This is a genomic window from Vibrio sp. Evd11, assembly GCF_900382755.1.
GTDB lineage: Bacteria > Pseudomonadota > Gammaproteobacteria > Enterobacterales > Vibrionaceae > Vibrio > Vibrio lentus.
In genome coordinates this window covers 40,564-61,721 of record NZ_OSDX01000015.1, presented here as the reverse complement: position 1 = coordinate 61,721, position 21,158 = coordinate 40,564, and the positions used below count along the sequence as shown (strand labels likewise).

Here is a 21,158-nt window from a genome sequence, read left to right as displayed (position 1 = left end):
CAGTAGGTAAAACATGACACAATCCGCTATACACACACCGAATGAAGTTCAGCCCACTGTTGCAGTAATTGGGGCTGGAGTCGTTGGCCTCTGTACAGCGCTAGAAGCGCAGCGCCATGGCTATCAGGTCACACTATTTGATAAGGGACTGCCGGGTAAAGGGGCTTCGTTTGGCAATGCGGGTTACTTAGCAACAGAATTGATGGATCCTTTGGCAACAAAAAAGACATTGTCTTCTGCGCCAAAAATGTGGATAGATCCAAAAGGTCCACTGGCACTGCCTTGGCAGTATCTTCCCAAGGCGATCCCTTGGTTAGCATGCTTTGTTCGATCTGCCTCTTCTTCAAAAGTGGAGGCAACCAGAAATGCGCTCTATCAACTCAATCAAGCAGCAGTTCCCGCTTGGCAACGCTGCTTGGCCGATATTGGAGCCCAAGAAAATCTCGTACCATCAGGTTATTTATTGGTATGGGAATCAGCAAGTAAATTAGAAGAGGCAAAAGCGCATGCTGCTTATCTTGCACAGTGGGAAGTAGAAAGCGTCTTATTGCAAGGAGCACAACTAAGGGAAAAAGAACCTGGGCTGGCTGAGACGGTCAGTCATGCTCTGTTTTTTCCCAATGCTTGCCGAGTTAAGGACCCTTACCTCCTATCAAAACATTTATTTGCGGTTTTTCAGACCCGAGGGGGGGGCTTTGAACAAGCTGAAGTAAACAAAATTCACCCACAAGGTAATTCCGTTAGAGTGGTCACCACAGATTTTCATGTATTTGATCATGCGGTGCTTTGCACAGGAGCTTGGGGGAAACCGTTATTAAAACAAATGGGCATTTCCATTCCACTCGAAGCTGAGCGTGGGTATCACTTGACGATAGATACAACGGAGTTGAAATCTAAGCCACTCAAGCATCCTATGGGCTCTGCAGAGCGTAAATTTGTTATGAGCCCATTGGCGTCTGGTTTAAGGGTCGTGGGGGTAACAGAAATAGGAGGCTTACGTTTACCAGCATTTGCTCGCAGGTTTAATGTACTGCGCCATCACAGCTGGCAACTGCTACCGTTATTAAAAAATTCGACGTTGCCAGTGAGTGAATGGATGGGACATAGACCCACGATTGCCGATTCGCTGCCGGTGATAGATCGACATCCACATCATCCACAATTATTGTTTGCTTTTGGCCACCAGCACCTTGGATTGACGCAAGCTGCTATTAGCGCGGAGTTGGTCATTAGCTTGTTGCGTAAAACAGAGCCTGAATTTGATGTTGCTCCGTATCGAGTAGATAGGTTTAAAAGGGTAAAGGGTAAAGGGTTATTGATTGCAGCTAGCCACCCATTAAAATACCCCTAACAGGCTGATAGAGGAGGATTTTTCCGCTTCACATATCGCTTCATGCTTACACACCATTGAGATATCACCGCTTGCTTGCGCTACTTTACTCCGTAGAATAGAGCCATCAACATCAAACTAGAGATTCATCGGATGAGCCAAGCTATCTGTCGACTGATCGCTGAAGAACTGAATGTTCGTTCAGAGCAAGTCACCGCCGCAGTAAACCTAATTGACGACGGTAACACCGTTCCCTTTATTGCCCGCTACCGTAAAGAAGTCACGGGTGGCTTAGACGATACCCAACTCCGTAACCTTGATAGTCGCCTTTCATACCTTCGCGAACTAAACGATCGCCGCCAAACGATCCTGAAGTCGATTCAAGACCAAGGTAAACTCACGCCAGAACTGGAGCGTGATATCACTCAAGCTGACAGCAAGACTCGCCTTGAAGATTTATACCTACCATACAAACCAAAGCGTCGTACCAAAGGTCAGATCGCAATCGAAGCAGGCTTAGGGCCACTTGCCGATACACTTTGGAACGAACCACAGCACGACCCTGAAACCGAAGCCGCTAACTTCATCAGCAGCGATAAAGGCATTGCTGATACTAAAGCCGCGCTAGATGGTGCACGTGCAATCGTGATGGAGCGTATTGCAGAAGACGCAAACCTACTTGAAAAGATTCGCCAACATCTAACACGCAACTCAGAACTCGTTTCACGTATCGTGGTAGGCAAAGAACAAGCAGGCGAGAAATTCAAAGACTATTTCGAACACAACGAAACACTCAACAAAGTGCCTTCTCACCGTGCACTTGCAATGCTACGTGGCCGAAATGAAGGCTTCCTAACGCTGGCAATGAATGCAGACCCAGAGCAAGAAGAAGGTGTACGCGGTTCATACTGCGAAAACATCATCTCTGATCACTACGGTATTACCCTAAGCAGCGCACCTGCAGATGCATGGCGCAAGCAAGTGATTAGCTGGGCATGGCGTATCAAGGTTTCTATGCACATGGAAACCGAGTTGATGGGCGCGATGAAAGAACGCGGTGAAATCGAAGCGATTGAGGTGTTCGCAACCAACCTTAAAGACCTGCTAATGGCCGCACCTGCTGGTCCTCGTGCAACATTGGGCTTAGATCCAGGTTTACGTACCGGTTCAAAAATCGCCGTGGTGGATTCAACCGGTAAGGTTCTGGCAACAGAGACCATTTACCCTCACCCACCTCAAAAGCAATACGACAAGTCTGCGCACGTTGTTGAGCAGATGGTTCGCCAGTTCAATGTTGATTTGATTGCGATTGGTAATGGCACGGCTTCACGCGAAACAGACAGCTTTGTTGCTGATGTGATTAAGCGTGGCAACCTAACAGCACAGAAAATCATTGTTAGCGAAGCGGGCGCATCGGTTTATTCTGCTTCTGAGCTAGCGGCAAAAGAATTCCCGAATATGGATGTCTCGATTCGTGGTGCGGTGTCTATTGCGCGTCGTCTACAAGATCCACTGGCAGAACTAGTGAAGATAGATCCTAAATCGATCGGTGTGGGCCAATACCAACACGACGTTAGCCAAACTATGCTCGCTAAGCGCCTAGATGCGATTGTCGAAGACTGTGTAAACGCCGTAGGTGTTGATGTGAACACCGCGTCTGCCGCGCTACTTACTCGCGTAGCAGGCCTTTCTAGCACCATCGCTCAGAACATCGTGGATTTCCGTGATGAAAACGGTCGCTTTGAAGCCCGTACTACCTTGAAGAAAGTCGCTCGTTTAGGGCCAAAAGCCTTTGAACAGTGTGCTGGCTTCCTGCGTATCATGGATGGTAAGAACCCGCTAGACGCATCATCGGTTCACCCAGAAGCTTACCCATTGGTAAAAACCATCGCCGAGAAAAACCACAAAGACATCAAGTCTCTGGTAGGTAACACAGACTTCTTACGTGGCTTACATGCGGTTGATTACACTAATGAGAATTTTGGTGTACCGACAGTAACCGACATCATCAAAGAGCTGGATAAGCCGGGTCGAGATCCTCGTCCTGAATTCAAGACGGCAACGTTCGCCGATGGCGTAAATAGCATGTCTGACTTGGAACCTGGCATGATCTTAGAAGGTGTGGTTTCAAACGTGGCAAACTTTGGTGCGTTCGTAGATATTGGTGTTCACCAAGACGGCTTGGTACACATTTCAGCGCTGACCGATCGCTTTGTCGCTGACCCACGTGAAGTGGTGAAAGCCGGTGATATCGTGAAAGTGAAGGTGATGGAAGTGGATGTTCAGCGTAAACGTATTGCACTAAGCATGCGCATGAAAGATGAACCTGGACAAGATAATCGAGCGCAACGTTCAAGTGCACCTCGTACGCAAAACCGACCAAATCAAAACTCACAAGGTGGACAACGCCGTCGTGAGGAGCCGCAACAAAACGCTGCGATGGGCGGTGCTTTCGCAGCTGCCTTTGCTAAAGCGAAGAAATAACTTTTGTTTTAACGAAGCAGCGGTTGAAACGTCAGTTTAATCTTCACCAGAACTGACGCGCCTAAAACAGAAAACCTGCATCCCTTAGGGTATGCAGGTTTTTTTATTATGTGTTCAAAAAAGACATCGAAGTTTGGTTGGGTCATAAGTTTTCGATTTATAACACAATCAGCATTTCTGATGGAGCATGAGGCGCAACAGCATGACCATAATGGTATTTTATGACCTTACGTCGTTTCTCCATCTGTCCCTCCTGGATCGCCGCATCTAAAACATGCTTTGGCAGGCGAAAACGCATGGTATAGCCTTTTCCTTGGTCGACACTGTATGTCTTCAGTGCCAACAAGCTGAATAACCTATCAAAAGGATCTTGAGGTTCTTCATGGCTAATCGAATTGGCTTCTGACTCATTATCCATTTCATAACCAGGATGGTCTGAAGGATCCCAAGCCGACTGCTGCCTTCGTTTATCGTCCGGTTTTACCTTTCGTTCTGCATTGGTTTTTGCCAATGCTACTGCGGGAGCGACAGGCTCTCGAACTCTATTATCACGCGCAACTTGCTCTGTTTGCACATTAACGGATGGGGCGATCAGTGGCACACTTACTGCAGTTGCAGGTGACACAATCATCGCGAACTCTCCTCAAGAATCGCCCATCACTCTTGCCATAACACTGCTGTGCTGAGTTACACAACAGGCATAGCCCAAAACTTACCGCAATCAGCTCAGGAGAGAGTGAGGTCTGAGTATCATGCAACGCTTTGGTTATACCAATCGTAGTAAATAACGGCTCATCCTAACTTGTTAAAATGCTCGATAACGGCGTTAGAATTTTTGATTGTAGAATAACTACTTATCAAAAAGCTCTGCCTTGTTCTCAAACCTTTTTCCTACGCTATCTTTGAACACTTACTTACTGTGATTGGTATTAGGTTATATATCGACCAAGCCGGCTATAAATTTAGCTATTATTTTTGCGCGAAGCTAATCAGTTCACTGCAGAAGGCATCCGCTTCGGTCATAAATGGCGCATGCGAGGACTGAGTAAAGATGTATTGTTCGGTATGAGGCAGTGCGGCACCCAAATCTTTGGCAACTTTTATTGGCACTAAACCATCCAGTCGACCATACAAACGCAGCATCGGTACTGAAATCTGAGGTAACTGTTCACGTAGGTCGACATCAGACAGCATCTTTAAGCCAGCCAATAAAGAATCAGGATTCGGCAACGGGCGTGAAAGCACCGCTTGCTTGAGCTGTTTGACATCTTGCCTTGCAGAAGGACTGCCCATGGTTTGCAGCGCCATAAAGCGTTCGATGGTGGTTTGAAAATCTTCAACCAGTTGCTCGGTGAATGCGGTTAATACGTTTGGCTGAATGCCTCGCCATAATACGGGTTCTTTTGCGGCGGCGAATTTAGGGGAGCTGGCGACAGTCACCAGTTTGCTCACGTAGTCTGAGTGATGGAGAGCCATGTGTGTTGCGACCACCCCACCCAGCGACCAACCCACCCAAATAGCCTGCTTAGGAGCGTCGACAATCAGTTGTTGAGCAATCTCTTCAAGATCTTGAGCGTGGCAATGCGCGCTGTGTCCATACCCAGGTAAATCCACCACATGTACTCGAAAATCAGCTTCTAATGCATTCACGGTTTGTTGCCATACCGCACCGTTCATTCCCCAGCCGTGGACCAGTACCAAATCGGGTCCTTGCCCTGAAACATGCCAATATAACGCGTCACTCATTCTCAATATTCCCTACTTATTTCATCCACCATCAAGGGTACGTTTCAGTATGGTGAGTAAAAAGAACACCATAACCCAAAAGCACTGCGAGCTATGTTATCTGATTGGCTACAAAAACACACACCACGGCTGGTCACACCTCAATGTCACCTATGTAAATTGGATAAATCCCCCAATGATGCTCATCCGCGATGGTGTAATGATTGTCTTAATCTCTTCGAGCCAAGGCCGCGCTGCCAGCGGTGTGGCTTAAAAACTCTCACTACCGTCGAACAATGTGGTCAGTGTTTATCTAAACCGCCACCGTGGCATCGTCTCTATTGTGTGGGCGATTACACCTTCCCAACCGCACACTATATTCAGCAGATGAAGTATTCCGATAAGTTTTGGTTTGCTCGTGATCTGTCGAAGTTATTAGCCTCACGCATTGACCATCCAGCCCCGCTGATTACCAGTGTCCCTTTACATTGGACTCGATACATTCAACGCAGCTTTAACCAAAGCCAGTTATTGGCGAACTATACCGCTCAAGAATTAGGGGTGAAAAGTGATGTATTGTTTCGGCGAAATCGCGCCACGCTTTCTCAACAAGGGTTAACCAAGTCTATAAGGTTGCGTAACCTGAACGGAGCTTTCACACTTCTTCATCGCGACTTTGAAGCAACTGATTATCCTCACATTGCAATAATTGATGATGTTGTAACCACAGGCAGTACAGTGTATCAATTATGCCAATTACTACTTGAAGTGGGCGTGAAAAGGATTGATATTTACTGTATCTGCCGCACTCCTGAGCCCTCTGGATAAATAGTGTGAATCACTACTTGTACAGCAATCCAACAAAAAAGGGCTGAATTACAAATCTGACAGGAGTAGAATGGCGCTAATAACCTACAAATCTACTCAGGTATTCGTCGTGTCAAATATTACTATTACAGAAACCGCTCAAACTCATTTTGCCAATCTGCTGTCACAGCAGCCTGAAGGTACAAACATTCGTGTGTTCGTGGTAAACCCAGGTACGCAAAACGCTGAGTGTGGTGTTTCTTACTGCCCAACAGATGCTATCGAAGCGTCTGACACAAAGCTTTCTTTTGAAGCTTTCTCTGCGTACGTAGATGAGCTAAGCCTACCATTCCTAGATGAAGCTGAAATTGACTTCGTTACAGACAAAATGGGCTCTCAACTTACACTTAAAGCGCCAAACGCGAAGATGCGTAAAGTATCAGACGATGCAACGTTGATAGAACGTGTTGAGTATGCAATCCAAACACAAGTGAACCCACAACTTGCTGGCCACGGCGGTCACGTTAGCCTAGTAGAGATCACTGAAGAAGGTGCTGCTATCGTTGCATTTGGCGGCGGTTGTAACGGTTGTTCTATGGTTGATGTAACACTTAAAGAAGGTATCGAGAAAGAACTTCTTCAACAATTCGAAGGTGAATTGACTGCCGTTCGTGATGCAACTGAGCACGATCGCGGTGAGCACTCTTACTACTAAGCTCTTTTACGACTAAGCACTCATACAGTCTTAGCCAGTAGAAAGTTAAAGATTCAATAAAAAGGTTGATGTGCAAGCATCAACCTTTTTTTGTGTTTAAAACAGCAGAGTACTTCCGAACCGTCTATTTCTCGTTCAATGGCAATAATAACGGGCGCGTTACCATTTGCAGTAAGGTATTCAAGTGATCGCAATCGGTTCCTGATTCAATAATTTCAGGATATGAAAACTAGGATCTAGGAACTCAACTCTATTTCCCCTATATTAGAATGACTATATAAGAAAGAATTCCAATGAGCTAAGGAGCGAGCGCAATGACAAAAAGGAGCAAGCCAGAAATTTTGGCTCAACAAACTGTCGCTCAATCAAAACTATTCTCTATCGAGTCTCTCGATTTACGCTTTTCCAACGGTGTAGAGCGTACCTACGAACGTATGAAACCCAGCGGCCGCAACGCAGTAATGATGGTTCCGATTACTGAGCAAGGCGATATTCTGTTGGTACGTGAATACGCTGCGGGTACTGAACGCTATGAACTCGGCTTCCCAAAAGGACTGATTGATCCCGGCGAACAACCAAATGAAGCCGCGGTTCGTGAACTAAAAGAAGAGATTGGCTTTGGCGCTAATAAACTCACGCCTTTAAAAGAAGTGATTCTCGCCCCCTCTTATTTCTCTAGCAAAATGACGCTGTTTATCGCAGAAGAACTCTATCCAGAGAAGCTAGAAGGTGATGAGCCAGAGCCACTAGACATTGTCCGCTGGCCACTTGCTCAAGCCGAAGAACTGTTAACGCATCTCGACTTCTGTGAGGCTCGCAGTATTACAGCTCTACTATTAGCCCTTCGTGTATTAAACAATAATTAGAACATTCAGGCTCGCTCGAAGAGTAAGAGAATATTTATGCCAATAACAAAAGATTTGTCTCACCTCCTACCCTCTATCATTGAGATTGCTCGCTCTGCAGGCCAACTCATCTTAGAGATTTACGAGAAAAAGGATTACGAAGAGTTCACCAAGAGTGATGACACTCCGGTCACCAGTGCCGACCTTGCAGCACATAAGCTGATATTAAAAAAACTCAGTGAGCTAACGCCTGATATTCCCGTATTATCCGAAGAAGACGCCGACATCAGCCTAGAGCAACGCTCTCAATGGGATCGCTACTGGTTAGTTGACCCACTCGATGGCACGCAAGAGTTCATCGCAAGAAGTGGCGACTTTGCAACAATCATCGCCTTAATTGAGCATAACAAGCCGGTAATGGGCGTCGTGTACGCGCCTGTTTCGGGTGTGAGCTATTACGCTTACAGTGGCAAAGGCGCTTGGAAGATCCCAGACCTCAATGACAGTGTAAAAATCAAAACGCATCGTCACGAGCTGCCAAACCAATCCATCGCGATGGCGATCAGTCGTCGTCAAGACATCAACCGCATCACTAGTCGTATGAGCTCTGCTTGGAACTACGACTTGGTTCCTCTTGGCTCAGCAGCGCTTAAGGCATGTTTAGTCGCAGAAGGTGCTGTGGATTGTTATCTACGTATTGGACCAACCGGAGAGTGGGATACAGCCGCAACCCAGTGCATTGTTGAAGAAGCCGGAGGCCGAATCCTAAGCACTCAATTAGAGCCACTCTCTTACAATGAAAGGGATACTCTAGAGAATCCAAACTTCATTGTACTTGGTGATGCAGACTTACCTTGGGCAGAAATCTTACAAGGTAAATACTAAACTCGACGGCTTTGATCGTGGTTAACCAATTAAGCAGCTAAGCAGTTAAGCAGTTAAGCAGTTAAGCATTCAAACAAAATGGGCACCTCATTGAGGTGCCCATTTTTTATATCTCATTATTTGATAACCGGCGGATACTAGATCAGAAGTCGATACCGGGCTAAAAACGACCTTGGTAGGTAAACTGATATTTACCCTGGCTGTCGGGGTTGCCCAACCACTTAAGCTGGCTCTGCATTGCTGATGGGAATTCAGCACCCGGTTTAAACCATGCCGCCGAGGTGTAGCTTTGATTAGGCGTTACGCTCGCAGAGAACTCACTGTCCACTTGCTCACTCTTCTGGATGCCTTTAGCTGCAATGGTGTTGTCTTCACAGGTAATATCCGCAATCACAGGGCCGAGGTCTAATGAACCCACTGGCGAGTCGACAGCTGCACCAGACCAAGCAAGCGTACCTTCGCCAGATTGGCACCAAGGCTGAGCATGAACCGCATGTTTGATGGTCAGTTCAACTTGTCCTGCAATAGACACTGGCACTGGGATAGCCGGCGCATATTTCATCACGTTTCTTGCTGGCATGGATGCGACTAAATTTTCCGCGTAAGCACCGCTCATGCTATATCCAACACGACCTTTACCAGATAAGTTCATATCGCTGTTACGACCAAAGCGAACCGCAAGCTCGGCTTTGGCTTGGAATAGTTTAGAGAACTGGAAGTCCCACTGCACTGAGCCGTAATTGACACGCTGCCACGCAATATTGTTAGCGCGACCTTGCCAAACGGTGCCCTCAACGCCTTCGATGCTTAAACCACGCACAGCGGGCGCATGCTTGAGAGCAAAAGCGGCAGGCAAATGCAGCAACAAGCTTACCGAGAAAAAAACGATAAAAATGACGCTGAATAACAGGCCATATTTGAAAGATAAACCGCGTTTCACATTAACCTCGTTTAAACTGTAGTCGGTTGATCTCAATAACCCCAGGGCTATCAGAGCGATCAATATCCATAAACTCAACCTCAACACCCTGCTTTTCTTTCAGGTATGTCAGCCAGTCAACGAACTTATTAAATGGCACAGGCTTAATCCACACTTGCAGCATCTCACCACGTGGTTGTACGCGTATCAGCTCGATGTTAAAACGGCGCATAGAAGCAGGCACAGATTGGTTCAAAGGCTGACTGGCACTGATGCCACCGCTGCCTCGTAGTTCAACGACTTGATTGGCTTTGTCCGTTACCCAAGCAAGAAGCTGCTTCTCACTTTGAATACGACTTTGTGCAAGTTCAGCTCGCTGACTGAGTGGCTGTAACAACCCCCAATAAACGACACCCAACACCAATAAAACTGAGCAGCCAACAACTAATCGCTGCTCTCTTTGACTTATTGAAGTCCACCACGCTTGGAGTGGTTCAATCATATTTCTCATCACTGATCTCCTTACGCAGGTTATTGATGGGGTTTAAGAGTAAAGCTGCCAAATACGGCATCGCCATTACGGTTCAATGGCCCTTGCTCAACGACAAACTTCTCTTCGAGTTTCACCCTTGCGGTCTCAAAGTGTTGGAAGTCAGAACTTTTGGCCTGAAGTCGAACCTCAGAACGGTTACCATCATAACGAATACTTTCAACTTCGATCGACTTCACTTGTCCTAAGGTTTCTGGCAACAATGCTAGCCAACCGAGTAAGGAGTCACCATCGCCTGAGCCACCGTATTTCTTAGCTTCATCATTCATCTGACGCTTAAGGTAGCTTACTGTCGGAATGCGTTGTTTACCTGGTAGCACAGCTCTAAAAATACGTTCACTCTCGGCTCTGTAAGCTTCGGCTTGCGCTTCATACTGCTGAACCTTCAACACTTGTTGAGTTACAATCACGGCCACCAGCAAACAAGCAGCAATCGCCACTTTCTGCCAAACACGCCAATATTTACTGAATGAAGATTTGGTTTTAAAGGTGCCAGTCAGTAAATTCACGCTGCTTGTGATCGCTTGCTGACTCAATAAAGACATCACCAATTCAGCAGGCTTAGCTTGCCACTCCACACCACTTTGCTGCTGAACGTCGTCGCTCGGCATCGCGGTGTAGCTGAAAATTGTTGTCGCTTGCTCTTCCTCACCAGCGACAACCCAATCACTTTGCAAAAACATCGGTAACCATGCTTCGCTGATCGATACCGCTTGATAGTGACCTTGGCGCAATAACCAGTGCTGGTCTATCTGCAACGCACTGATGCCTTGCTCTTCAAAAGGCACGGCTAGTGTATCTGGCAGCACCTTACGGAAGATAATATTGGCTTCGCGAAACAGACCTAAAGCGTGTTTTAGCCATTCACGATCCACACCACACACGGTAGCGTGACTCGCGTCTTTATCTAAAATAGTCAGATGTAAGTCTTCGATATCTTGTGCCACTTCGTCTTCTAACAAAAACGGCAGCATAGAATCGAACTGGCGAGCAGCACCTTTCGGGATCTCAACACGCTTAATTAAGCATTCATTTCCCGGCAATAAAGCGATACAGCTGCGCTTTTCAGCGTAAGGCGTTAACTCGTCAAGCTGTTCCCAGCTAGACAGTTCGCCACTTGCTATCACTTCTTGTTGGCTTGTCGACCAAACTAACCACTGCACAGGGCTTTGTGGTTCGCTACTCAGTCGAACGGTCAGAAACTCGCTCACTGATTCCTCCAAAACGACGGCGTACTACCGTCACTGTTTCTCGATTACTACTATAGAAAAGCGTCCGTATACGTACACGTGACTGCTCAACTAATACCTCTGCATCTAGCTCAAAATAGGCGCTATCTACAGTTAAATATGCTTTCGCTTTCTTGCTGACTTCGGCACTCACGCCAACAATGGCAGGTTCGGCCATAAATGCGTCGACCGTATCCCAACCATCAAACGGGCGTTTGTCTATCAGCTGTTTGGCATCCGACTCACTTAAACCGGGGGCAAACATCGCTTCCAATAAAGGCGCCTGCTTTTCCGTAAGAGTATTCACATTCAAACGGAAATCATCGGTGGGTAAAGCGCAAACAAATGGGCGAACCTTATTCATCACTTCACCAGTGACCTGATAAACCGCTCGTAGCTCGGATTCATCCGCCATTAAACCATTCGCCGCCAGATAAGATGGCTTCATTGCTTCATACGTACTGTCTTCTACGCCAGACGAAGAGGTGGTTCGGGTATCACTATCTACAAACTCCCAGCTGGAATTTGCGATAACCTCAGCCTGATAAGGCTCAACGTCTTGGTTTTCCAACAAGGTTTGCCAAACCGTGATTAAATAAGGTGTCTGGTTACTTGAAGTCGTCGTAACCCCAGCCAAGGCATTAAGATTAAAACACGCCTGAGCGTCAACGATTCGGCCCTTAACTTGGCCATAATCGAGTGGGTACACTTGCTCTTCTAACGCCCACGGCTGGCTTAAGTTTACGGTATCACTGTCTTTGTAGCTTTGCCTAATGCCGTCTTGCACAAGCGCTTCCACGCCAATGCTGTACCAATAGGCCTGTTGGTAATTCAGCTGATTACCAACGCGCTTGAATTGAGTAAACAGACGTTCAGACATGCTGCCAGCAATGGTGGCCATGATCGCCAATAGCATCAAAATAATGATCAGCGCGACACCACGTTGTTTACGTCCCAAGGCTGACCTTGTCGCTATACGCTTATTAGTTCGATGAGTCATTATTCCCCTCACTACTGCCTGAAGAGTCATTACTTGAAGAATCATCGGCCTGATCTAGGGTGCCACCTGGAGTGAGATAAACACGCTCTATCTCACCATAGTCTTTCAAGGTTAGCTTTAACCTCACCGCTTTCGGCAGGGACTTATCGGTTTGCCACTCTTTCCCCCAGCGACTCCCGTCATAAAACTCAATGTCAAAGCCTTCGACATCATCAAGCAAAGGGGTAATCACACCTTCTTGGCCTGCAGGCGTATCGGGGTAACGCCACCATACACGCTCGAGTGTCTCTTCTTTGATGCGGTAGCCAACCTTCGTCACCTCACCGCGAGGAAACTGCTGCTGCGGGTTGTGCCAACCTAAGCGAGTAAACATGATGCCAACGCTGTCGGAATCCAGTAAATACTCTTTCATTAAGATCAGCTTAGATGATGCTTCTTCACCATTGGTACGAAATTGTCGCACCGCCATCTGGCGAAAATCATTATCTAAAATGACTAAGCTACGTTGCAGTTGATTCAAACGGGCGCTGCGCTCAATTGAGAGCTCGTTACTTCGCTGCACCTGATTAACCACCTGATAAGCCGCCATGCTTAACGTGGCAAAGATAGCAATCGAGACCAATACTTCAATTAAGGTAAAGCCTCTCCCTTTTGAAGATAGACGTTGTTTACGCGGCGTAGGCTTATTTGCCGACATGCTCTTAGTTAACCACATAACTTCGCACCGTAACGACTGGAGACGCTTTCTTGCTGGTTGCCGCACTCACATCAAACGCCTTTAATAAATTATCGCTGGTATCGATGGGAGTCACCTTCCAGAACCACTCTCTTCCCGCTAACTTTTGTGTACCCTGCGCTTTTTTAAGCTTCTCAGGATGCAGCATCACTAAGGCCATTTGATTATCAACGACCATCGCTGCGAAGGTTTTTTCTTCTAGATAGCTGAGTGTATTAATGTGCTGGGTGACGGCACGAATCACACTGATCGCCGCTGTAGCGAAGATAGCGAGCGCAACCAATACTTCAAGCAGAGTCATTCCTCGAGAACGATAAGGAGAACGGTTATTCCTCTTCATCTTCTTCTCCCGGCTCTAGCAATCGAATCACACCATTATCTAACACTCGAATACGCCAGCCATCTTGCACGGTATCACCGGTGTTTGGGTAGAAAGAAAGCGTAAACGGTGTCGTTTCAGCACTCGACAAGATGTAGATCTGTGGTGGCTTTGGCTTCTTTTCCTCTTCCAGATCCGCAAACATATCTTCATCAAATAAGCTTCCCGGATTAAAAAGGCGATCGTCGTCTTCCCACGCACCACCACCAAGTGTCAGCGTCAGTGCGAGGTCTTCTGGTAATTCAGTTGAAGAGGGGATCTTTTCGAACTCAGTTTCTTGCCAACCATCAGACTTCAAAGTCATCAAAACGTAGGTCGATTTCTTTTCATCAACACGAACACCAAAATCTAAACCACTCAAGATAGCCTCTTCATTGAGTAACTGAATTCGCTGATAAAAGCTTTGAGCGTATTTTTTGGCAACATCTTTGCTATTGGTAGGGATGGTCGAGATCACCGCGACCGCCGTTACTGACAGTAGTACCAACACCAAGAGAATCTCAATCAAGGTGAAACCTGGCTGTGTTTGCTGAGTTTTCACCTTGTAGACTCCATCTGTTTACGTCCTACCATTAATAACGTATCAAGCTCAATAACTTATCAAACAACAAGCCGAAGCTTATTGGAAATCCTGCATGTTCCAGTTACCGATATCCGCAGCGATACCTTCACCGCCTTCTTGACCATCAGCGCCAAGAGTAAAGATATCAATTGTGCCGTTATCGCCAGGGCTTAGGTATTGGTACTCATTGCCCCATGGGTCGTTAGGTAGACGCTTGATGTAACCGCCGTCTCGGTAGTTACGAGGCTCTGGACTGCTTGGCTTTGTCACCAACCCGTCAAGGCCTTGATCCGTTGTTGGGTAAACGCTGTTATCCAGTTTGTACATGTCGAGCGCGTTCTCTAGCGCCACGATATCAGTGATGGCTTTTTGTTGGTCAGCCTTCTCTTTGTTGCCCAACAGGTTAGGTACAACAAAACTTGCTAGAACACCAAGGATAACGACAACAACCATGACTTCTAATAGGGTAAAGCCTGATTGTTTTTTCATTTTATTTTTCATTATTTTCTCCAAATTACAGATAGCGAGTTAAGGGAAATGATGTCCTTCTTCTCGATAATCCAAAAACTAACGTCTGATGAGCAGTACGTTAACCACTCATTAAATTGTTCATTTCAAGCATTGGCATCAGTGTCGCCATCACGATAAACAGCACTAAGCCTGCCATCAACGCGATAAGGGCTGGAGTAAAGATACCTAGGGCGATATTAACCGTAGACTCAAAGCTTTGGTCTTGGTTGTCTGCCGCTCTTGTCAGCATCTGCTCCAACTGACCACTCTGCTCACCACTGGCGATCATATGTAGCATCATCGGTGGGAAGAGTTTGGTTTGATCCAACGCTTTACGCAGGCTCGCGCCTTCTCTAACGCTGTCTGATGCCTGTAATACTTGCTGTTTCACATGGTGATTCGACATAACATCAACCGCGACCTTCATCCCTTCAAGGATTGGAATCGCACTCGATGTACAGATAGAAAGTGTTCGTGCAAAGCGAGAGGTGTTGATCCCTTTCGCTATCTTGCCGATCAACGGGATGCTCAATAATTTGCGATCCCAGCTCATGCGAACGCCCGGCTTTTTCAGCGCAGTCTTAACCAACACAATCACACCAATGGTCAACACCAGTAATTGGATGCCCCAATTCTGGATAAATTCACTCGATGCTAATAAAAATTGTGTCGACTGAGGAAGCTCTTGTCCCATTTGGATAATAGGCTCAACGATCTTAGGCACTACCGTTGCCAGTAGGAACGACACAATCGTCACCGCAAACACCACCAGCACGATTGGGTAGATCATCGCTTGCAGCAACTTAGAACGCATCTTCTGACGGTTTTCTGCGTAGTCAGCCAAACGTTTCAATACCGCATCGAGGTGTCCTGACTTCTCACCAGCAGCAACCATGGCTCTGAACAGCTCATCGAAGATATGGGGATAATCAGACAAGCTATCTGCTAACGAATAACCTTCAGTCACCTTAGATCTCACCGCGAGTAGCATGGTGCGAATACGAGGTTTCTCAGACTGTTCGGCAACGGCTTTCAAACACTCTTCCAACGGCATACCAGATTGAACGAGCGTGGATATTTGACGAGTAATAAGCGCAAGATCAGGCGTACTGATGCCGCGTTTAAAGCTGGTCGACGGCTGAGCACCTTTTGCTGTTTTTGCTTTAGCCTCGGTCATCTCAACCGGCATCAAGCCAAGTTCTTTGATTCTTTGGCGAGCCTGACGAGCATTATCTGCTTCAATTGAGCCTTTTTTACTTTTGCCTTTGGCATCCAGTGCTTTGTATTCAAATGCCGCCATACTAGACTTCCTTGGTCACGCGCATCACTTCTTCTAGGGACGTTACCCCTTTCAGAACTTTGCTCAAGCCATCATCTCGAATACTTGGTGTTGTGCCACGAATTGCTTTATCAATCGCCTGCTCACCCGCTTCACTGTGAATCAGCTCTTGTACTGAGTCATCAATCATCAACAGCTCATGAATACCAGTACGACCTCGATAACCCTTATGGCCACACTCTTCACAACCTTTGGCATGGTAAAGCGTCAAGCTTTCTTTCTTCTTCAACCCAAACAGTTTCTTCTGCTCTTTATCGGCTTCATAAGGTTCTTTACATTCTTTACATAAAGTACGAACCAAGCGCTGAGCCAAAACACCCAGCAGTGAAGAAGAGATCAAGAAAGGTTCAATGCCCATATCACGCAGACGTGTAATCGCACCGACTGCAGTATTGGTATGCAGAGTCGACATAACTAAGTGACCTGTCAAAGAGGCCTGGACAGCAATCTCTGCGGTCTCCAAGTCACGGATCTCACCAATCATAACAACATCAGGATCTTGACGAAGAATGGCACGTAAACCACGCGCAAAGGTCATATCAACCTTAGGGTTCACTTGTGTTTGACCAATGCCATCAATATCGAATTCGATCGGGTCTTCAACGGTTAAAATGTTTCGTTCATTGCTGTTGAGTTCTTGCAGACCAGCGTACAAGGTCGTCGATTTACCTGAACCTGTCGGGCCGGTCACCAAGATAATGCCGTGTGGGCGCTGAATCAGCTTACGGAAGTTTTCATGGTTTTCTGCTGTCATACCTAAACTGTGCAAGTCTAGACGAGTGGCGTTTTTGTCCAACAGACGCATTACCACACGCTCACCGTGCGAAGAAGGCATGGTTGAAACACGAACATCAACCGCTCGGCCACCAATACGCAGAGAGATACGGCCATCTTGTGGCACGCGTTTTTCTGCAATATCCAGTTTAGCCATAACCTTGACACGTGAAACCAATAGCGGAGCCAGTTTACGGCTTGGCGCTAAAACATCACGCAGCACACCATCAACACGGAAACGGATACAAAGTGACTTTTCAAAGGTTTCGATGTGTATATCCGAAGCACCCTCTTTGATCGCCTCACCCAGCATCGCATTGATTAACTTGATGATTGGTGCATCATCTTCTGATTCAAGTAAGTCTTCGTCTTGAGGCAGTTCTTCCGCTAGTGAGAAGAAATCATCACTATCAGCACCAATGTCTTCCATGAGCTGACGAGCTTCTGACGAGTCACGCTGATAAGCGTCCGTCAGTTTTTTATCAAATTCGTCTGCGCCGATCGCTTGTGGCGTGAAACCATTCTTCACAACTCGTCTTACTTCAATGATCGCCGCCGATTTCAGTGGCTCAACATAATAAAGTATCGGTGCACGCTCTGGATGTTGATATTCCAACACCATCTTGTAGCGATTCGCAAAGCTAAACGGCAAGCGCTGATAAGTACTTGCCGCCCCTACCAATTGAGCCATTATTCTTGTTCCATTTGATCGATGAAGGCTTGAATTTCAGCCGGGTGATTCATCTCTGCACCAAATTTAGGTAATACCGGAATGTTATCGTCATCCATCAGTTTCAGACCCTGCTCTGATTTATACAGCTGCTCAGCACGGATGAAGTTGTATTTACGCTGAGTGATACCATCGGCTGTCATACCATCACGAATAATGGTTGGTTTGATGAAGACCATTAAGTTCTTTTTCTCAACCTGAGTACTGGTTGATTTGAACAGGTGCCCTAGAACCGGGATATCGCCTAGGAATGGTACTTTAGATTCACTTTCCAGTGCACGCTCGTCAATCAAGCCACCCAGTACCAGCATTTGACCATCTTGAACAATCACTGACGTATTTAGCTGACGCTTAGCAAAACGAACATCAACAGCCCCGTTTGCGCCTAATACGTTCGATACTTCTTGTTCTATTTGTAGCTGAACCGAGTCACCTTCATTGATTTGTGGCACGACTTTCAGCTTGATACCCACCTCTTTACGTTCAACCGTTTGGAATGGGTTGTCGTTGCTTGAGCCTGCTGTAGAACCGGTTAGAACAGGCACCTCTTCACCCACAATGAATGACGCTTCGCCGTTATCCATCACGGTGATACTTGGAGAAGATAGGATATTTGAATTTGAATCGGTCGCTACTGCACTGATCAAGGCGGTCCAGTCACCCATCACTACGCTCATTGCGGCGCCATTAACACCAGAAAGAGCAGAAGCTAGCGTTGAGTAGTCACCTTCTTCCGTCGTGGTTTCATTTCGAACAAAGTTGCCTTGGTCATCATATACCGCAGTGGTAGAAGTTGTGTCTTTCGCTTCTTCTAAACCAACCATCACACCGCCAATCGATGCACCAGTGTTGCTGTACTGAATCATGGCACCCGTTTCTAGGTTACCCCATTGCACACCAAGATTAACACCGTCACCTTCTGCCATCTCGACAATCAGGGCTTCAATCAAGACTTGAGCACGACGAATATCCAACTGTGCGATCACATCCTGCAGCGCGTTCATAATATCCGGCTGAGCGGTAATAACCAGAGAGTTGGTATCGCTGTGAGCGGAGATCATCACTTGGTTGCGTTGCGATGAGCTGCCTTTGCTTGATGTTTGCTTCTCTGATTGCAGGTTGTCCGACACGCCTTTCAGCACATCAACTAAATCTTCTGCTTTTGCGTATTTAAGGTAAATAACTTGGTTATTGCCCTTGGTTGCCATTTCCACATCAAGCTGTTCAATCAGCCTTCTTAAACGACTACGTACCTTAGGGTCGCCTGAGATAAGAATCGCGTTGGTACGCTCATCAGCAACTAATTTAGGTTGTAGGAAGGCAGGTGTATTTTTAGCATCTGTGGTTTTGCTTAACGCATCAACGATACGTACCATTTCTGCCGCAGAAGCATTCTTTAGCTCTACGACTTCAATCTCTTTGTCACCCGCTTGGTCAACACGCTTGATGATTTCCGCTAAGCGGTTTACGACCGCAGCACGGCCAGTAATTAGAATGATATTCGCAGGGTCGTAATGCACAACGTTACCCGCACCTGCATTGTCATTCAGCTGGCGAAGCAAAGGAGAAAGTTCACGTACTGAAACATTACGAACGGTCACGACACGTGTGACAACATTGTCACCTTTGATCATGTCACTGTCGCCAACGACTGGAATTGCCGAGGTTTTCGAATCCTTGGCCTTGATGATCTTAAGAACACCCGAATCCATTTCGACAACCGCGTAGCCATACACTTCCAATACGTTTAGGAAGAAGCTGTAATATTGTTCTTCATTGAGTACGTCGTAGCTGCGTACATCGATTTTTCCGCGCACCGAAGGGTCAACGATGATCGTCTTCTCTAGGTTACGACCAACAATATTAATAAACTCTTGAATATCAGTGCCTTTAAAGCTGGCACTAAAATCACTCGCGATGGCTGCGGGTGTGCAGATTAAGCTTCCTGCCAATAACCATGCACTTTTCTTAAACCAATGCTTCACGTACTTCTCCTACACTTTCGTCCTTCGTTAGACGCAAAGTTTTAAAATTCAATAAACACTTCATGTTGTTGACCATCTCTCTCGACGACGAGGTTTAGCTCTGTCAGCTCTGAGATAGAACGGAATATGTTGCCCATAGCAGCAGGGTCTGTCAGGTCTTGTCCATTTAACTGAGTGGCAATATCTCCGTTTTGGAGCCCAACAGAGTTAAAAAGTTCTGAATCTTTGCCAGGGCTCACACGATAACCAATCACTTTATCGTCGCGTTTCACCTGAGACAGTCGAACATATTGGAAGATTTGTTGCGGATCTTTCATTATCTTCGCTTTAATTTCATCTAGCTTCTCTTCTGCAGAAGCTGGGTTGTTGCCACGCACAGAAGAAGAGGTACGAGGTGGCGCAGGTGCTGATACAGACAAACGCTTGTACTCAACACCTTCAAGCATCAGGGTTTCGTCTCGCCCAGAGTTATCGATGATCACACGATCGACTAATACGGCCTTGAGCTTAGCTCTAGTGCCTTCAATCTCTTCGTTAATTCCGTAGGTCGCTTGTGTGCCGCGATTGGCAATCACAGCCAAGCTCAGTTTTGGATTAGAACTGGCTACTGCACCCACCAAAACGAGATTCAGTCGCGTCTTTGGCGCATCTTGGATAACTTGCTGCTCAACCACAGCAGGCGTGGTTGGGTTATAAGCACCAAACATGTTGCTCTGCTGCAAAGAAGAGATATCAAGAGTCGATTGAGGCGTTGAAGACGAGGAAGCCGTTGCTACCCATGGCACCACGGTTTGCTCAGCAGGTTCAATAAACCATGCAAGCTGTCCTAAAATCCATGCGGAAGCTGCGATTAACACACAACAAAGAACAAGGCTCAGTTTCTGCTGGAGTAAAAATCCATTCTCTAAAAATCGGCTCAGCACCGGAGAGTTATCCATGCGAAGTTTGAGCTCTAAAAAGTTCACGTTCCCTAACCCTTTCTATAACGAATAAAGCTGTAACCTACTAAACTATCAGCTTTTTTGTTCATAAATTCTGTTCCAGCTTATTAAAAGCATAAGATCCTGAACTATATCATAGCAAATCTATAAATCGGCATTACCTGAGCTATTTTGTAATCTTCCTTGAAAAAAAAGCCTGTCGCCTCCACATAAGCTTCTACTAAATGTGATAAGCGTCATTAAATAAAATAAGTTGCATACTGTGAATAACAGTTAAACCGCATTCATTTCTAACTGAAAAGGCACTGTCCTATATGAAAACGACTAATGAAGCTGTCAGACTCGATAAATGGTTGTGGGCAGCACGCTTTTATAAGACTCGTTCAATTGCTCGCAACATGGTCGATGGTGGCAAAGTCCACTATAATGGTCAGCGCAGCAAACCCAGCAAAATCGTAGAACTTGGTGCAGTAATTACTCTGCGCCAAGGTAATGAAGAAAAGACGGTCACCATAGAGAAAATATCCGCACACCGTGGCGGGGCGCCAGTCGCTCAGACACTCTATGAAGAAACCACCGAAAGCTTGGCAAAAAGAGAAGAGTTTGCACAACAGCGCAAGCTTAATGCTCATAGCCCAGCACCAGAACGTCGCCCAGACAAAAAGCAACGTCGTGACATCATCAAGTTCAAGACTCAATAAGCTAGAAGGAAT

The 21,158-nt window shown here is 46.5% G+C and carries 21 protein-coding genes; 7 read left to right on the top strand and 14 right to left on the bottom strand.

What is annotated here, in order from left to right; all coding sequences use genetic code 11:
• Positions 1-13 precede the first annotated feature (13 nt).
• Positions 14-1,351 (top strand): FAD-binding oxidoreductase, encoded by a 1,338-nt coding sequence (locus ED652_RS09030; RefSeq protein ID WP_122054439.1) that lies wholly within the window; start codon positions 14-16, stop codon positions 1,349-1,351.
• A 132-nt stretch (positions 1,352-1,483) separates the two neighbouring features.
• A complete protein-coding gene (locus tag ED652_RS09025) occupies positions 1,484-3,814 on the top strand; it encodes a Tex family protein (protein WP_122054437.1) in 2,331 nt (776 codons plus the stop codon).
• 157 nt (positions 3,815-3,971) lie between these two features.
• Here the strand turns inward: ED652_RS09025 and ED652_RS09020 are convergent, their stop codons facing one another.
• Together ED652_RS09020 and bioH are read right to left on the bottom strand one after the other, a co-directional pair.
• Positions 3,972-4,445, bottom strand: a complete 474-nt coding sequence (locus ED652_RS09020; RefSeq protein ID WP_122054436.1) for an ATP-dependent Lon protease — start codon at positions 4,443-4,445, stop codon at positions 3,972-3,974.
• A gap of 338 nt (positions 4,446-4,783) precedes the next feature.
• Positions 4,784-5,560, bottom strand: coding sequence for a pimeloyl-ACP methyl ester esterase BioH (gene bioH, locus ED652_RS09015; protein ID WP_122054434.1), 777 nt, complete (start codon positions 5,558-5,560; stop codon positions 4,784-4,786).
• Between the two features lie 93 nt (positions 5,561-5,653).
• Between bioH and ED652_RS09010 the strand changes: the two genes are divergently transcribed.
• The 4 genes from ED652_RS09010 (at position 5,654) to cysQ (ending at position 8,791) form a co-directional block, all read left to right on the top strand.
• Positions 5,654-6,367 (top strand): ComF family protein, encoded by a 714-nt coding sequence (locus tag ED652_RS09010; protein WP_174214625.1) that lies wholly within the window; start codon positions 5,654-5,656, stop codon positions 6,365-6,367.
• A gap of 109 nt (positions 6,368-6,476) precedes the next feature.
• Entirely contained in the window at positions 6,477-7,061 is a 585-nt protein-coding gene (gene nfuA / locus ED652_RS09005) for a Fe-S biogenesis protein NfuA (RefSeq protein WP_009848013.1), read from the top strand.
• Positions 7,062-7,375: 314 nt separating this feature from the next.
• Positions 7,376-7,927 (top strand): ADP compounds hydrolase NudE, encoded by a 552-nt coding sequence (nudE, locus tag ED652_RS09000; RefSeq protein ID WP_122054431.1) that lies wholly within the window; start codon positions 7,376-7,378, stop codon positions 7,925-7,927.
• 36 nt (positions 7,928-7,963) lie between these two features.
• Complete coding sequence (gene cysQ / locus ED652_RS08995; RefSeq protein ID WP_122054429.1) at positions 7,964-8,791, top strand: 3'(2'),5'-bisphosphate nucleotidase CysQ; 828 nt, start codon at positions 7,964-7,966, stop codon at positions 8,789-8,791.
• A 160-nt stretch (positions 8,792-8,951) separates the two neighbouring features.
• On the opposite strand, the gene ED652_RS08990 is transcribed toward cysQ, so the two are convergent.
• The 12 genes from ED652_RS08990 to gspC all read right to left on the bottom strand — a co-directional run bounded on the left by ED652_RS08990 (position 8,952) and on the right by gspC (position 20,442).
• Entirely contained in the window at positions 8,952-9,731 is a 780-nt protein-coding gene (locus ED652_RS08990) for a type II secretion system protein N (RefSeq protein WP_065113307.1), read from the bottom strand.
• A gap of 1 nt (position 9,732) precedes the next feature.
• Positions 9,733-10,221, bottom strand: coding sequence for a type II secretion system protein M (locus ED652_RS08985; protein ID WP_017086954.1), 489 nt, complete (start codon positions 10,219-10,221; stop codon positions 9,733-9,735).
• 20 nt (positions 10,222-10,241) lie between these two features.
• Positions 10,242-11,471, bottom strand: a complete 1,230-nt coding sequence (gene gspL, locus ED652_RS08980; RefSeq protein WP_122054427.1) for a type II secretion system protein GspL — start codon at positions 11,469-11,471, stop codon at positions 10,242-10,244.
• Positions 11,440-12,489, bottom strand: a complete 1,050-nt coding sequence (gene gspK, locus ED652_RS08975; RefSeq protein WP_122054426.1) for a type II secretion system minor pseudopilin GspK — start codon at positions 12,487-12,489, stop codon at positions 11,440-11,442. Before gspK ends, gspL begins: the two co-directional genes overlap by 32 nt.
• Positions 12,473-13,204, bottom strand: a complete 732-nt coding sequence (gene gspJ / locus ED652_RS08970; RefSeq protein ID WP_122054424.1) for a type II secretion system minor pseudopilin GspJ — start codon at positions 13,202-13,204, stop codon at positions 12,473-12,475. Before gspJ ends, gspK begins: the two co-directional genes overlap by 17 nt.
• The gene (gspI, locus tag ED652_RS08965) at positions 13,191-13,565 is read right to left on the bottom strand and encodes a type II secretion system minor pseudopilin GspI (protein WP_122054423.1); all 375 of its coding nucleotides are present in this window, start codon (positions 13,563-13,565) and stop codon (positions 13,191-13,193) included. Before gspI ends, gspJ begins: the two co-directional genes overlap by 14 nt.
• The gene (gspH, locus tag ED652_RS08960; RefSeq protein ID WP_017107889.1) at positions 13,552-14,145 is read right to left on the bottom strand and encodes a type II secretion system minor pseudopilin GspH; all 594 of its coding nucleotides are present in this window, start codon (positions 14,143-14,145) and stop codon (positions 13,552-13,554) included. Before gspH ends, gspI begins: the two co-directional genes overlap by 14 nt.
• A gap of 78 nt (positions 14,146-14,223) precedes the next feature.
• Positions 14,224-14,667 carry a type II secretion system major pseudopilin GspG gene (gene gspG / locus ED652_RS08955; RefSeq protein WP_004735601.1) on the bottom strand — a complete coding sequence of 148 codons (444 nt, stop codon included), beginning with the start codon at positions 14,665-14,667 and terminating at the stop codon, positions 14,224-14,226.
• A gap of 88 nt (positions 14,668-14,755) precedes the next feature.
• Positions 14,756-15,976 (bottom strand): type II secretion system inner membrane protein GspF, encoded by a 1,221-nt coding sequence (gspF, locus tag ED652_RS08950; protein ID WP_122054421.1) that lies wholly within the window; start codon positions 15,974-15,976, stop codon positions 14,756-14,758.
• Between the two features lies 1 nt (position 15,977).
• Positions 15,978-17,480 carry a type II secretion system ATPase GspE gene (gene gspE, locus ED652_RS08945; protein WP_122054420.1) on the bottom strand — a complete coding sequence of 501 codons (1,503 nt, stop codon included), beginning with the start codon at positions 17,478-17,480 and terminating at the stop codon, positions 15,978-15,980.
• Positions 17,480-19,504, bottom strand: coding sequence for a type II secretion system secretin GspD (gene gspD / locus ED652_RS08940; protein WP_122054418.1), 2,025 nt, complete (start codon positions 19,502-19,504; stop codon positions 17,480-17,482). The genes gspE and gspD overlap by 1 nt, the downstream gene beginning before the upstream one ends.
• 41 nt (positions 19,505-19,545) lie before the next feature.
• Positions 19,546-20,442 carry a type II secretion system protein GspC gene (gspC, locus tag ED652_RS08935; RefSeq protein ID WP_122054417.1) on the bottom strand — a complete coding sequence of 299 codons (897 nt, stop codon included), beginning with the start codon at positions 20,440-20,442 and terminating at the stop codon, positions 19,546-19,548.
• A gap of 317 nt (positions 20,443-20,759) precedes the next feature.
• Between gspC and hslR the strand changes: the two genes are divergently transcribed.
• Positions 20,760-21,146, top strand: coding sequence for a ribosome-associated heat shock protein Hsp15 (hslR, locus tag ED652_RS08930; RefSeq protein WP_004735595.1), 387 nt, complete (start codon positions 20,760-20,762; stop codon positions 21,144-21,146).
• Positions 21,147-21,158: the final 12 nt, after the last annotated feature.

Coding starts and splice junctions, on each gene's coding strand:
- ED652_RS09030 (WP_122054439.1), top strand. CDS start 14: ATGACACAATCCGCTATACACACACCGAATGAAGTTCAGCCCACTGTT.
- ED652_RS09025 (WP_122054437.1), top strand. CDS start 1,484: ATGAGCCAAGCTATCTGTCGACTGATCGCTGAAGAACTGAATGTTCGT.
- ED652_RS09020 (WP_122054436.1), bottom strand. CDS start 4,445: ATGATTGTGTCACCTGCAACTGCAGTAAGTGTGCCACTGATCGCCCCA.
- bioH (WP_122054434.1), bottom strand. CDS start 5,560: ATGAGTGACGCGTTATATTGGCATGTTTCAGGGCAAGGACCCGATTTG.
- ED652_RS09010 (WP_174214625.1), top strand. CDS start 5,654: ATGTTATCTGATTGGCTACAAAAACACACACCACGGCTGGTCACACCT.
- nudE (WP_122054431.1), top strand. CDS start 7,376: ATGACAAAAAGGAGCAAGCCAGAAATTTTGGCTCAACAAACTGTCGCT.
- cysQ (WP_122054429.1), top strand. CDS start 7,964: ATGCCAATAACAAAAGATTTGTCTCACCTCCTACCCTCTATCATTGAG.
- ED652_RS08985 (WP_017086954.1), bottom strand. CDS start 10,221: ATGAGAAATATGATTGAACCACTCCAAGCGTGGTGGACTTCAATAAGT.
- gspK (WP_122054426.1), bottom strand. CDS start 12,489: ATGACTCATCGAACTAATAAGCGTATAGCGACAAGGTCAGCCTTGGGA.
- gspJ (WP_122054424.1), bottom strand. CDS start 13,204: ATGTGGTTAACTAAGAGCATGTCGGCAAATAAGCCTACGCCGCGTAAA.
- gspI (WP_122054423.1), bottom strand. CDS start 13,565: ATGAAGAGGAATAACCGTTCTCCTTATCGTTCTCGAGGAATGACTCTG.
- gspG (WP_004735601.1), bottom strand. CDS start 14,667: ATGAAAAATAAAATGAAAAAACAATCAGGCTTTACCCTATTAGAAGTC.
- gspF (WP_122054421.1), bottom strand. CDS start 15,976: ATGGCGGCATTTGAATACAAAGCACTGGATGCCAAAGGCAAAAGTAAA.
- gspE (WP_122054420.1), bottom strand. CDS start 17,480: ATGGCTCAATTGGTAGGGGCGGCAAGTACTTATCAGCGCTTGCCGTTT.
- gspC (WP_122054417.1), bottom strand. CDS start 20,442: ATGGATAACTCTCCGGTGCTGAGCCGATTTTTAGAGAATGGATTTTTA.
- hslR (WP_004735595.1), top strand. CDS start 20,760: ATGAAAACGACTAATGAAGCTGTCAGACTCGATAAATGGTTGTGGGCA.